Raw genomic sequence first — 12,302 nt, 5'->3', positions numbered from 1 at the left:
GAAGGGTGCAGCAAGGCAATAAGAGAAAGTGGGAGAGGTGAAAAAATGGCGGGAGAACATTACATTCTGGAATGTAAGGGTATTTCCAAGGCATTCGGCGGTACGCAGGCACTGAAGAATGTCGAACTTCATCTGAAGGCTGGAGAGGTTCATGCGCTGCTGGGCGAAAATGGAGCCGGAAAGTCGACACTGATGAAATGTATTATCGGTCTTTATAAGCCGGATGAAGGTTCCATCACCTTTGATGGAAAGCCGTATTCCGCAAGAGGACCGGCGGATGCGATTAACAAAGGAATTTCCATGATCCATCAGGAATTGAATCCGGAGCCTCATCTGTCAATCGCAGAAAGTATTTTCTTAAACAGAGAGGATACAAGAGGCCCGTTTCTGAATAAGAAGCTGACCAATCAGAAAACGGAAGAAATCCTGAAAGAATTTGATTTTCGCGAGGCGCCTACAACCCTGATGGAGGATCTGACTCTGGCACAGGCTCAGATGGTAGAAATTATCCGAGCCGTGTCCTGTAACGCAAGAGTTATCATCATGGATGAGCCAACTTCTTCCCTGGACAGTGAGGAAACCGAGCATTTGTTCCGAACCATCCGAGATCTGAAGAAAAAGGGCGTTGCAATCATCTACATATCTCATCGAATGGAAGAAATTTTCGAGATCTGTGATGCGGTTTCTGTATTCCGGGACGGAACATATGTGGGAAGTCGAAGCATGGAAGGCGTAACAAGAGAAGAACTGATCTCCATGATGGTGGGAAGAAAGGTTGACAGTATTTTCCCGAAAGTGGATTGTAAGATCGGCGATGTACTTTTTAAAGTAGAAGGTCTTACAGGAAAAGGTTTTTCGGATATCAGTTTTGAGGTTCATGCGGGAGAAATTCTTGGACTTTCAGGTCTGGTAGGATCAGGACGAAGCGAAACAATGAGAGCGATTTTTGGACTGGATCCGCTGGAAAGTGGAAGAATGTGGCTGGAGGGAAAGGAAATCCATATTAAGGATCCATATGAAGCGGTAAAACTTGGAATCGCCATGGTCAATGAGGATCGGAAGAATTATGGTCTTTGTCTGAATCGATCCATCAGAGAAAACATTTCTCTTCCGAATTTGCCGAAAAAGCAGAAGGGCTTCCTGTTGAATCAGAGAAGAGAAAAACAGGAGGTGGAGGAAGTCTCCAAACAGTTGACAGTAAAAGCAGCAAGCATTGAGGATGAGGCATATTCCCTTTCCGGAGGCAATCAGCAGAAGGTGGTTCTGTCCAAGTGGATTATGGCCAATCCGAAGGTTCTGATCCTGGATGAGCCAACCAGAGGTGTTGATGTCGGTGCAAAATCGGAAATTCATACGCTGATGTGCAAGTTTGCTGCACAGGGAATGGCTATCATTATGATCTCCTCGGAGCTTCCGGAGGTTATGGGAATGAGTGACAGGCTTTTAGTTTATCACGAAGGAAAGACTAACGGTGAAATCAGCCGGGAAGAGATCCTGAATGGTGAGGCAACCCAAGAGGTTGTTCTGGCAAAGGAATTTGGAGAGAAATAAGGAGGGCTTCCGGATATGGAGAAAGCAGCAAAAAAACAGAAAATGATTTTTGGAATGAACCGAAGTGTGTTCATGAAGAAATATGGAATCTTTATTGTTCTGCTGATTATGATCGCGTTTATGTGTGTGGCATCCCCAACCTTCCGAACGTGGGGAAATGTGGTCAGCATCTTACAGCAGGTATCGGTTAACGGTGTTCTTGCACTTGGTATGGTATTCGTAATCACAGCCGGCGGCATCGACCTTTCCATCGGCTCCATGCTGGCACTGACCAGTGTTATCATCGGAAAATCCTTTGAATTTTCCGACAGCATCTGGCTTGCGATTATTCTTTCGGTAGTAGTTTGTGCGGCCTTCGGCTTCATCAACGGTGCACTGATCGCAAAGTTCAACATGTTTCCTTTTGTTGTAACACTGTCTACCCAGCTGGTAATCAGAGGAATCGGCTACATCATCTGCGACGGTGAGACAAAGACGCTGGCCAACAAGGCATTTCGCCAGATTGGTTTAGGTAAGTTGGGAGGATTTCTTCCTTACTCGATTCTGATTCTTTTGGTGGTGGCTGTAGTTGCTTATATCCTGCTCCACTGGACCAAGTTCGGCCGTCATATTTATGCAGTTGGCGGAAACATGAATGCAGCGATTGCTTCCGGCGTTAAGGTATTCTGGACAAGAACTCTTTCCTTTGTATGGATGGGTATCTGTACCGCAATCGGCGGTGTGATCCTGACCAGCCGAATCAATGCAGCACAGCCGAATATTGGTGTTGGTTATGAAACAGACGCGATTGCAGCCTGTGTAATCGGCGGAACTTCATTTGCCGGTGGTGTGGCAACTATTCCCGGAACCATGATTGGTATTGCCATCATTGGTGTTATCTATAACGGAATGAACCTTCTGCGGATTAGTTCCTACTGGCAGACCGTGACCAAGGGCCTTTTGGTAATCGGTGCAGTTATGCTCGATATGTTCATCAATAAGAAGAGAAATTAAACACTTTGGTATAAAGCAAACGTGAACTTAATCCGCACAGCGGTTTAAGAAAATAAAAACAACAAAATGTATAGGAGGACAAAGAATGAAAAAAGCAGTAGCAATTTTTATGGCGGTGGCAATGACTCTCGGTATGGCAGCATGCGGAAGTAAGAAGGAGGAGACAAAGGCTCCCGAGACAAGCAAGGCAGCGGCAGACACGGAGAAGGCTGACGACACAAGCAAGGCAGACGAAGGCGGAAGCGACAAGCCCGTAAAGATCGGCTGGCTTCAGAAGAACCAGAGCAACGCCTTTGAGCTGGTTATCAACGGCGGCGGAGAAGCAGTTCTGGAGCAGGCAAAGGCAGATGGCATCGTAGAAGAGTACTATCTTCTTGACGGACAGACTGATCCTTCTACTCAGGTTTCCCAGGCAAACGATCTTGTAAACCTCGGCGTTGATGCCGTGATCATGCAGCCCGCAGAGATGGACGGCAGCGCACCGGTTGTGGATATCCTTCATGAAGCAGGAATCCCTGTAGTACTTGTAAACTCTCTGACCAGCAATGCAGATGATTGTGAAGGAATTTCTGCTTCCAACGACGTAGAAGCAGGTGAGATCCTTGCTCAGTTTGTGCTCGACAAGCTGGGAAGCACCGGTAAGTATGTTCATCTTCAGGGAATTATTGGTAACACTGCATCAATCCAGAGAACCGAAGGTATTCACAATATTATGGATAAGGAATCTGGATGGGAAATGTTAGATGAGCAGTCTGCAGAGTGGCAGGGAGACAAAGCTTCCAAGTTTGCTCAGGACTGGATCAGCTTATACGGTGATGATCTTAATGCAATCCTTTGTGATAACGATGATATGGCAGTTGCAGCAAGACTGGCATGCATTGAGGCAGGACGTGAAGATATTGTTGTAATCGGTGTTGATGCGACAGAAGCGGCTCTGGCTATGGTAGCTGATGGTGAGTTAGAGGGAAGTGTTCGCCAGGATGGTACAACTCAGGGTGCTGAGGCTGTTAACAAGGCAATCGCACTGGCTCAGGGTAAGAAGGTTGAAAAAGAAACCTGGATTCCGTTCACTCTTGTAACAAAGGATAACGTTTCTGAATTCTACAAGAAGTAAATTATGAAAACAGGGAGCCCATGCGTTGGGCATGGGCTCCAGCTTCTTGAAAATTCTTGGATACGGCAAAAGGAGAAGGATCATGTTAGAACTGAAAAACAGCGGACTTCCGCTTTACATTGACGAGAAAAATCATGTAATGGCATTAAGTGCTTTACTGAAATATGATGGATTTGGAAGAAAAACAGTGGAAAAGATGCAGGGCCTTCTGGCAGATGAACATGATCTGCCCCTGGATGAGCTGGTTTACGATGTATACCGTGGTATTGCTTATCCAGAGGACGAAGAATTATTAAAGAAAGACGATTATCGGTATGATATTACGATCATTATGCCGGGACAGGTAAATGGCGAATGCAAGAAAACCTCCGGCCATTATCACGGATGGAATCCGGAGAAAACAAACACCTATGCAGAGGTATATGAGGTTATCAAAGGAACCGCACTTTATATTCTTCAGAAATCGGATAACTTTGACGCAGAGGACCCTGCGGATGTCCGTGTCGATGATCTGATCTTCGCGACGGTTCATGAAGGTGAAACCATTTTAATTCCTCCGAACTATGGACACTGCTCCGTGAATATCGGGGATGGCCCGCTGGTATTCTCCAATTTGGCTTATGTACCTTGTCCGGTTCATTACGGTCCGGTGAAACAGTTTCATGGAATGAGCTTTTATGTGATGGTGGAGAACGGCGAAGTAAAACTGAAAGCAAACGACAGATATGTGGATGTTCCAAAGGCGAAGTTCGCAACGGTGAAGGAGAACCCTCATCTGGGAATCCAGTTTGGTCTGCCGGTTTACGAAAGCTATAAAAAGAATCCCGAGGCATTTGAATTCCTTGGAAAGCCAGATGGATTTGTGGATGAGATTATGTCCATGCTGGTATACCACGATGAGCTTGTGAAATAAGGAATCACGGAAAGGAGAAGGATTATGAAATTATTACAGGTAGCATTAGATTTATTCAGTACAGAGGAGGCTCTGAAGGTTCTGGATCAGGTAGGACAGTATGTGGATATCATCGAGCTGGGAACACCGCTTATGATCGCGGAGGGTGCCAGAGTGGTAAAGACTGTAAAGGAAAAATACCCCGATAAGATCGTTTTCGCAGATATCAAGGTTATGGATGGCGGCGGAGTCGTTCCCAAGGTATGCTTTGAGGCAGGTGCAGATATGGTATCGGTTCTGGCAGCGGCAGATGACCATACGATCAAAGCAGCTATCGATCTGGCAAAGGAATATAAGGGTAAGGTTTTGGTGGATATGTGCTCTGTAAAGGATATTCCAAGCAGAGGAAAAGAGGTAGAGGCAATGGGACCGGATTATGTATGTGTCCATGTAGGATATGATATCCAGGCAACCGGTGTAGACCCCATTGAAGAACTGAGAAAGCTGGATCAGGTAAAGTGCCATAAGGCAATCGCAGGAGGTATTAAGCTGTCAACCTTTGAGGCCGCTGTACAGAGCCCGGCAGATGTGATCATCAGTGGTGGCGGAATCTACAATCAGCCAAACATGGGAGAGGTTGCAAAGCAGATGAGAGAGATCCTTGACAAGTACAACAATCAGTAATCGACAGGAGGATTTTATGAAGGTGACAGAAACAGCAGCTGCGGCAGCAGTGGAGCTTTCCAATACATTAAAGAAAATCGATGAAGCACAGGTGGATGTACTGATGGAAGCCATCTGTAAGGCAAAAAAGATTTATGTAGCAGGTGCAGGAAGATCTCTTCTGATGCTCCGCTGCCTGGCAATGCGTCTTATGCATCTTGGGTTCGAGAGTTATGTAGTAGGGGACACCACAACACCGGCCTTTGAAAAGGAGGATCTTCTGATCGCCGGTTCTGGATCCGGCGAAACAAAGGGTCTGGTAAATGTAGTGGAGAAGGCTAAGAAGATTGGCGGAACCGTTGCAGTTATGACGATCAAAAAGGATTCTACCCTTGGAAAGATGAGCGATGTGTTGGTTGAGATCCCTGCGTATACCGATAAGGTAGAGTATCAGGATATGGAGCGTCCGATCCTTCCGGGAGGAAGTTTGTTTGAGCAGAGTATGCTGGTACTGGGGGATGCCATGGTGATCCCGCTGGGAGAGAAGGCTGGAATTCCTACAGACCGTGCATTCTCGCGACATGCAAATCTGGAGTAAAGAAAAAGAAAAGGAGGCGGCAGGATGAGATTCGGAAGTTTATATTCCTATTGGGGAACTGAGTGGAAATGTGATTATCTGAAAACGCTGAAGAAAATGAAGGAAGCGGGCTGTGATGTGCTGGAAATGGGAGCCGGCCATGTACTGGAAATGGAGCTTGGGGAGCTGGAAGCGATTCGGGCGGCAGCCAAGGAATACGATATGGAACTGACCCTGAACATTGGGCCGCCGAAGGATAAGGATATTGCATCCAGAGTACCGGAGATCCGGAGAGCCGGAATTGATTATCTCTGCAATATTATCCACAGAATGAAGTACCTGGATGCAAAAACCTTTATCGGGGCTATGTATTCCTACTGGCCCTGCGATTTTACTGATACGGATAAGCCCGGAAACTGGGGAAGATCGGTGGAAAGCATGAAGGAGATCGCCAAGGTGGCTGAGGATGAAGGAGTTACCCTCTGTATGGAGATCTTAAATCGCTTTGAATCCTATCTGATCAACGACTGTACGGAAGGACTTCAGTATCTGGAGGATGTGGGAAGCGACAGCGTCAAGCTGCTCATAGATACCTTCCATGCCAATATCGAGGAGGATGATATTGTGGCATCTTTCTATCAGGCGGGAGATAAGCTTGGCCATGTTCATGTAGGAGAAGCCAACCGGAAGCTTCCCGGAATGGGAAGGGATATTCCCTGGGACAGAATCGGGCAGGCGCTGAAGGATATCCATTATGATGGTGCCGTTGTCATGGAACCGTTCCTGCTGACGGGAGGTTCGGTCGGTGCAGATGTGAAGGTTTGGAGAGATCTGAGCAATGGTGCCGATGAAAAACAGATGGATCTGTATCTGAAGGATGCAGTTCAGTTCTTGAGGAAGAAGTTCCTGTAAGGAGGTCAGTATGGCTGAAGTATGGATCATGGGAGAAATGCTGGTGGAGATCATGCGTCCGGAGTCTGGGACTGATATGGATGTAACGGGAACCTTCCGTGGTCCATACCCAAGCGGAGCACCGGCAATCTGCATAGATACGGTGGCACGTCTTGGACACAGCGCCGGTATAATCGGCGGGATCGGAAAGGATGGGTTCGGAACCTGTCTTATGAAACGTCTGAAGGCGGATGGCGTAGACTGCCGGTTTGTAAACGAAAGTGAGACGTTGTCCACAGGGACTGCGTTTGTGACTTATTTTGAGGACGGGTCAAGAAAATACATTTTCCATATGGGAAACTCGGCGGCAGTACAGTGTAAGGCTCCTGAGATTGAAGAACTTGGAGATGTAAAATATTTTCACATTATGGGATGCTCGCTGATGGCAGAAAAACAGTTTGCGGGAGAAATCCTGAAGGTGATGGACGGAGTTATGAAGAAAGGCGGAAAGATTTCGTTTGATCCCAATATCCGTAAAGAGCTTCTTCATGATCCTGAGGTATTTAAAACGGTACAGAGAGTGGCAGCGAATGCCAACGTATTTTTGCCAGGAGAAGAGGAACTTCTTCTGATCACAGAAGAAAAAAGCATTGAAGAAGCTGTGAAAAAAGCATTTCAGAATCCGGCGCTGGAGATCTTGGCGTTAAAGAAGGGATCGCGAGGATGTACCGTATATACAAAGGATGCTTCTTATGACATGGGTATCTACCGGGTGGATCCGGTGGACGCAACCGGAGCCGGAGACAGCTATGATGGAGCCTTTTTATGCGGACTTCTGGAAGGAAAATCCATCGAAGAGACCATGAAGATGGCGGCTGCGGCAGGAGCACTGAATACGGCTGCGTTCGGGCCTATGGAAGGAAAGATTTCCCGGGAAACCATTGAGGCTATGATCGAGAAGGGAGAGTTGTAAATGGAGAATCCCTTAAAAGAACTGACAAAAACAGCCTGTTTTTCGGTAACGGGCTCCGATCCCGTTGTTCTGAAGGCTTGTATGAAATATGCGCAGAAGGAAAATAGCTATTTTATCTGTGAGGCGACGGTAAATCAGGTCAACCAATTTGGCGGATATACCGGAATGAAGCCGAAGGATTACGTTTCCATGGTCTGCAGGTTTGCGGATGAGATCGGCTTTCCGAGGGAAAAACTGATCCTCAGCGGAGACCATTTGGGACCGTTTGTGTGGAGAAATCTTCCAGAGCAGGAAGCAATGGCACGGTCGGAGGAGCTGGTTCGCCAGTATGTGGCAGCTGGTTTTCGAAAGATCCATCTGGATCCGACGATGCCGCTTCTGGGAGAGGATCCGAGGCAGTTCGGCGACAGACAGATCGCAGAACGTGCAGCAAGACTGGCAAAGATTTCGGAAGAGACCTATGAACAGACAAAAAATGATACAATCTGGAATTATCGTCCGGTTTATGTGATCGGCAGTGAAGTTCCCGTTCCGGGAGGAACCGAGGAACTGGAAAGTATGCAGGTCACCACGCCAGAGGCACTGAATCAGACTCTGTCCTGCTTTCAGAATGCTTTTCTGGATCACGGCCTTCCGCAGGTCTGGGAGGACACTCTTGCCATTGTGGCACAGATCGGGCTGGAGTTTTCGGAGGATCATGTGTATGACTTTAAAGATGAGGCCGCCCGGCCGCTTGCCAACCTTTTAAAAACACGCCCTCCTTTTGTGTTTGAAAGTCATTCCTCCGATTACCAGACGCCCGAGTGTCTGCAGCAGATGGTAAACGACGGAGTGGGAATTTTAAAGGTGGGTCCCGAGCTTACCTTTGCTCACAGAGAAGCCCTTTTTTCACTTTCTATCATAGAACGGGAACTGGCTCCGGCCTGGGGCCTTGTTCCCTCCCATTTCATGGAGGTTTTGGAGCAGTCGATGGTTCAGAATCCAGCTGACTGGGAACATTATTACCATGGAAATGAAGGAGAACTGAAGCTGAAGCGTCGGTACAGCTATTCGGACCGGGCAAGATACTATTTCGCCCGCCCGGAGGTTCTGGAAGCGAAAAGGCAGCTTCTCGAAAATCTGGGGAAAAAACCGATTCCGTTGTATCTGATCAGCCAGTATCTGCCGGTGCAGTATGAGAAGATCAGAGAAGGAAAGCTGGAGGCTTCACCGGAAGTTATGATAGAGGATAAGATCCAGTCGGTTATGGAACGGTATTATCAGAATATGAAGATTGCCGTTCAGAACAGAGATAAAGGCGTATAAAAGGAACAGCCCCCTGATATCAGCTCCGGTATCAGGGGATTTATGGTATAAAAAAATGAAATATATCTTGAAGTATGGCGTGAACCATGATAAAAAATAAAGGGTAGATAAAGGAGATATGCATATGAATAAGAAAAATGTTATTGTCGGTCAGTCCGGCGGTCCCACATCCGCGATCAATTCCAGTCTTTACGGTGTCGTTACGGGATTTCTGGGATCTGAGAAAATCGATAAGATTTATGGTATGGTCAATGGAATTGAAGGCTTTCTTGCCGGAAAAACGACCGTTCTATCGGATCTGACAAAGGAGGAGATGGAGATCCTCAAGACAACGCCTGCGTCATATTTGAAGTCCTGCCGATTTAAGCTGCCGGAGGATTTAAATGATGAGGTTTATCCAACGCTGTTAAAGAAATTTGAGGAAATGAATATCGGATACTTCTTCTACATCGGAGGAAATGATTCGATGGATACAGTTTCCAAGCTGTCCCGCTACGGAGAGAAGGTTGGAAGCGATATGATCTTCATGGGAGTTCCCAAGACCATTGATAACGACCTGATTGTAACGGATCATACGCCCGGATACGGCAGTGCGGCAAAATACGTTGCAACCGTGATCCGACAGTCGGCTATGGATGCCGGTGTTTATGCTGCGCCCTGTGTAACGGTAGTTGAGGTTATGGGACGCCACGCCGGCTGGCTGGCTGCCTCCTCGGTGCTGGCAAGGAAGTTTGAAGGAGATGCCCCCCAGTTGATCTATCTGCCGGAGGTGGCTTTTGATCTGGACAAATGTCTGGAGGATGTAAAGAAGTGCCTGGGAAAGACGAACAATGTGATCGTATGCGTTTCTGAGGGTATTGCGGATAAAAACGGAACCTTTATTTGTGAGTATGCCGGCGCATCGGATAAGGTTGACAGCTTCGGTCATAAAACACTGGTTGGAAGCGGCAGATACCTTTCTGAGGTTATTGGTGAGAAGCTTGGTGTAAGAACCCGAGCACTGGAATTGGGAATTGCACAGCGAGCTGGTGCGACGCTGGCTTCCGCTACGGATATTGAAGAAGCGGCAATGGCCGGATCAATTGCCGCTGAGGCCGCTTTGAAGGGAAAGAGCGGTATGATGGTAGCGTTTATTCGTGAGCCCGGTGAGGACTATAAGATCACCTATCAGCTCACTGACGTCAACGAAGTGTGCAATAAGGAAAAGAAGTTCCCGGCAGAGTGGATCACTGACAATGGAACCAATATCGGAGAAGGATATATCAAATATGCCCTTCCACTGATCCAGGGAACAGCTCCGGTTAAGATGAAAGACGGACTTCCGGTGTTCCTGGATCTGGCACAGCACAGATAAATACAGCCTTTGGCATACTACCTCCGTTTTTCGGGTATACTATCCGTAAAAACGGAGGATTTTTTATGCTTGGAATTATTCTGGCGCTGATTTCCGGTGCACTGATGAGTATTCAGGGAGTGTTTAATACGGCAGTAACAAAGGCAAGCAGTGTGTGGGTGGCGGCCGGCTTTGTACAGCTGACGGCGTTTTTAACCTGTATTGCGGCCTGGTTTTTTACCGGAAGGGAGCCGATCCTGGCGTTCTGGCAGGCAGAGCCGAAGTATATGCTGCTGGGCGGTGTGATGGGGGCATTTATTACCTTTACGGTCATTCGCGCCATGGAGGGACTGGGACCGGCGAGAGCTGCCATGCTGATCGTTGTGGCTCAGGTGGCGGTGGCCTATGTCATCGAGCTGTTTGGCCTGTTCGGCATGGAAAAAGAGCCCTTTTCCTGGAGGCGGCTTCTGGGACTGGCTGTTTCGGTGGCAGGGATCCTGATCTGTAAATGGTAGCGGTGTTCTGTTACAGAATGCAATTTCCGCTGAAAGAAAAGGGACGGAAGCCCCGGACTGGCACTTGTCATAAAATCTGGTTTCTGATAGAATAGGAGCATATGAGAGTGGGCTCCGCCGGAAGGAGGAGCTTATGAAATAAATCAGAAACAACGTGATCATAACCGTGATGAGCCTGGCACTCGGACTGAGCCTGATGGCCTGCGGCGAACAGGTGCGGCTGGAGACCGGGAAGGAGACAGCCAGACAGGAAGAACAAAAGACAGAGACGGGAGAAACGACCGGGGAAAGCGAAGCTGCGTCACAGACAGAAGCGCAGATTGTTGTTCATGTCTGTGGTGCGGTGGCAAATCCCGGAGTTTACCGGCTTTCGGCGGGAAGCCGGGCGGAGGACGCGGTACAGCTGGCCGGTGGAATGACCGGAGAGGCGGCGGCGGATTACCTGAATCTGGCAGGAATTCTGACAGATGGAGAAAAGCTGGTGGTTCCGTATCGTTCGGAGATCCCGGATGGCGGACAGTACGGTGAAGATGGATTTGGACAGGCGGGAAGCGCAGGTGTATCCGGCGAGGCGGATACCAGAGTGGATTTAAACCATGCAGATCAGGCCGCGCTTATGACCCTGCCCGGGATCGGCGAAGCCCGGGCGGCGGCAATTCTTGCTTATCGGGAAAGCCATGGGCCGTTTCAGAGCCCGGAGGAGATCATGAATGTTTCCGGGATCAAACAGGCTGCGTATGAAAAACTGAAGGATCAGATTGTGATCAGATGAGAAAGCCCGGAACGGGGCAGGGGAGAGCAGACATGGCGAATAAGATTTTGGTGGTTGATGATGAAAAGCTGATCGTAAAAGGACTGCGGTTCAGTCTGGAGCAGGACGGCATGGAAGTGGACTGCGCCTATGACGGAGGAGAGGCTGTCGAGCTGGCAAAGCAGAAGGAGTACGATGTAGTGCTTCTTGATGTGATGCTTCCGGTCTATGACGGATTTGAGGTCTGCCAGCAGATCCGTGAATTTTCCGATATGCCGATCATCATGCTGACGGCAAAAGGAAACGATATGGATAAGATCCTTGGCCTTGATATGGGGGCAGACGATTACATCACCAAGCCCTTCAATATTCTTGAGGTAAAGGCGAGGATCAAGGCCATTATCCGGAGAAATTCCAGAAAGTCCAGGGACAGCGAGCCGAAGAACGTCCTGAAGGTGAAGGAGCTGACCATGGATAAGGAGAGCCGCCGTGTATTTATCGGGGACCGGGAGATCAATCTGACGGCCAAGGAGTTTGATCTTCTGGAGCTCCTCATCACCAATCCCGGCAAGGTATACAGCAGGGAGAAGCTTCTGAATCTTGTGTGGGGCTATGAATATCCCGGCGATGTCCGGACGGTGGATGTACATGTGAGAAGACTGCGTGAGAAGGTGGAGGCAAACCCCAGCGATCCGCAGTATGTATATACGAAATGGGGCGTTGGCTATTTTTTCAAGGGATAAA

General features: G+C 48.3%; 13 protein-coding genes. All 13 read left to right on the top strand.

Annotated elements, in window-relative coordinates; all coding sequences use genetic code 11:
- Nucleotides 1-45 precede the first annotated feature (45 nt).
- The 13 genes from QJ036_RS00675 to QJ036_RS00615 all read left to right on the top strand — a co-directional run bounded on the left by QJ036_RS00675 (nt 46) and on the right by QJ036_RS00615 (nt 12,301).
- Nucleotides 46-1,551: a sugar ABC transporter ATP-binding protein gene (locus QJ036_RS00675; RefSeq protein WP_283229501.1), complete on the top strand. Its 1,506-nt coding sequence runs from the start codon at nt 46-48 to the stop codon at nt 1,549-1,551.
- Nucleotides 1,552-1,566: 15 nt separating this feature from the next.
- Nucleotides 1,567-2,544 (top strand): ABC transporter permease, encoded by a 978-nt coding sequence (locus QJ036_RS00670; RefSeq protein WP_283229500.1) that lies wholly within the window; start codon nt 1,567-1,569, stop codon nt 2,542-2,544.
- 85 nt (nt 2,545-2,629) lie between these two features.
- A complete protein-coding gene (locus QJ036_RS00665; RefSeq protein WP_283229499.1) occupies nt 2,630-3,658 on the top strand; it encodes a substrate-binding domain-containing protein in 1,029 nt (342 codons plus the stop codon).
- 82 nt (nt 3,659-3,740) lie between these two features.
- Complete coding sequence (locus tag QJ036_RS00660; protein WP_283229498.1) at nt 3,741-4,571, top strand: glucose-6-phosphate isomerase family protein; 831 nt, start codon at nt 3,741-3,743, stop codon at nt 4,569-4,571.
- A 24-nt stretch (nt 4,572-4,595) separates the two neighbouring features.
- A complete protein-coding gene (gene hxlA, locus QJ036_RS00655; protein ID WP_283229497.1) occupies nt 4,596-5,234 on the top strand; it encodes a 3-hexulose-6-phosphate synthase in 639 nt (212 codons plus the stop codon).
- 16 nt (nt 5,235-5,250) lie between these two features.
- Complete coding sequence (gene hxlB, locus QJ036_RS00650) at nt 5,251-5,811, top strand: 6-phospho-3-hexuloisomerase (RefSeq protein WP_283229496.1); 561 nt, start codon at nt 5,251-5,253, stop codon at nt 5,809-5,811.
- A 24-nt stretch (nt 5,812-5,835) separates the two neighbouring features.
- Complete coding sequence (locus QJ036_RS00645; protein WP_283229495.1) at nt 5,836-6,702, top strand: D-psicose 3-epimerase; 867 nt, start codon at nt 5,836-5,838, stop codon at nt 6,700-6,702.
- Between the two features lie 10 nt (nt 6,703-6,712).
- Nucleotides 6,713-7,654, top strand: a complete 942-nt coding sequence (locus QJ036_RS00640; RefSeq protein ID WP_283229494.1) for a PfkB family carbohydrate kinase — start codon at nt 6,713-6,715, stop codon at nt 7,652-7,654.
- The gene (locus QJ036_RS00635) at nt 7,655-8,959 is read left to right on the top strand and encodes a class II D-tagatose-bisphosphate aldolase, non-catalytic subunit (RefSeq protein WP_283229493.1); all 1,305 of its coding nucleotides are present in this window, start codon (nt 7,655-7,657) and stop codon (nt 8,957-8,959) included.
- Nucleotides 8,960-9,083: 124 nt separating this feature from the next.
- Nucleotides 9,084-10,313, top strand: a complete 1,230-nt coding sequence (locus QJ036_RS00630; protein WP_283229492.1) for a 6-phosphofructokinase — start codon at nt 9,084-9,086, stop codon at nt 10,311-10,313.
- Between the two features lie 65 nt (nt 10,314-10,378).
- On the top strand, nt 10,379-10,807 hold the full coding sequence (locus QJ036_RS00625) for a DMT family transporter (protein ID WP_283229491.1): 429 nt from the start codon (nt 10,379-10,381) through the stop codon (nt 10,805-10,807).
- 169 nt (nt 10,808-10,976) lie between these two features.
- Nucleotides 10,977-11,579, top strand: coding sequence for a ComEA family DNA-binding protein (locus QJ036_RS00620; protein WP_283229707.1), 603 nt, complete (start codon nt 10,977-10,979; stop codon nt 11,577-11,579).
- 32 nt (nt 11,580-11,611) lie between these two features.
- Nucleotides 11,612-12,301 carry a response regulator transcription factor gene (locus QJ036_RS00615; RefSeq protein ID WP_283229490.1) on the top strand — a complete coding sequence of 230 codons (690 nt, stop codon included), beginning with the start codon at nt 11,612-11,614 and terminating at the stop codon, nt 12,299-12,301.
- The last annotated feature ends 1 nt before the right edge of the window (nt 12,302 follow it).

It is taken from the genome of Fusibacillus kribbianus (genome assembly GCF_030053595.1).
Classification (GTDB): domain Bacteria; phylum Bacillota; class Clostridia; order Lachnospirales; family Lachnospiraceae; genus Lientehia; species Lientehia kribbiana.
The sequence above is the reverse complement of the archived record's forward strand: the minus strand, read 5'-3'. Positions and strand labels throughout refer to the sequence as shown.

Coding starts and splice junctions, on each gene's coding strand:
- QJ036_RS00675 (WP_283229501.1), top strand. CDS start 46: ATGGCGGGAGAACATTACATTCTGGAATGTAAGGGTATTTCCAAGGCA.
- QJ036_RS00670 (WP_283229500.1), top strand. CDS start 1,567: ATGGAGAAAGCAGCAAAAAAACAGAAAATGATTTTTGGAATGAACCGA.
- QJ036_RS00635 (WP_283229493.1), top strand. CDS start 7,655: ATGGAGAATCCCTTAAAAGAACTGACAAAAACAGCCTGTTTTTCGGTA.
- hxlA (WP_283229497.1), top strand. CDS start 4,596: ATGAAATTATTACAGGTAGCATTAGATTTATTCAGTACAGAGGAGGCT.
- QJ036_RS00620 (WP_283229707.1), top strand. CDS start 10,977: ATGAGCCTGGCACTCGGACTGAGCCTGATGGCCTGCGGCGAACAGGTG.
- QJ036_RS00615 (WP_283229490.1), top strand. CDS start 11,612: ATGGCGAATAAGATTTTGGTGGTTGATGATGAAAAGCTGATCGTAAAA.
- QJ036_RS00640 (WP_283229494.1), top strand. CDS start 6,713: ATGGCTGAAGTATGGATCATGGGAGAAATGCTGGTGGAGATCATGCGT.
- hxlB (WP_283229496.1), top strand. CDS start 5,251: ATGAAGGTGACAGAAACAGCAGCTGCGGCAGCAGTGGAGCTTTCCAAT.
- QJ036_RS00665 (WP_283229499.1), top strand. CDS start 2,630: ATGAAAAAAGCAGTAGCAATTTTTATGGCGGTGGCAATGACTCTCGGT.
- QJ036_RS00630 (WP_283229492.1), top strand. CDS start 9,084: ATGAATAAGAAAAATGTTATTGTCGGTCAGTCCGGCGGTCCCACATCC.
- QJ036_RS00645 (WP_283229495.1), top strand. CDS start 5,836: ATGAGATTCGGAAGTTTATATTCCTATTGGGGAACTGAGTGGAAATGT.
- QJ036_RS00660 (WP_283229498.1), top strand. CDS start 3,741: ATGTTAGAACTGAAAAACAGCGGACTTCCGCTTTACATTGACGAGAAA.
- QJ036_RS00625 (WP_283229491.1), top strand. CDS start 10,379: ATGCTTGGAATTATTCTGGCGCTGATTTCCGGTGCACTGATGAGTATT.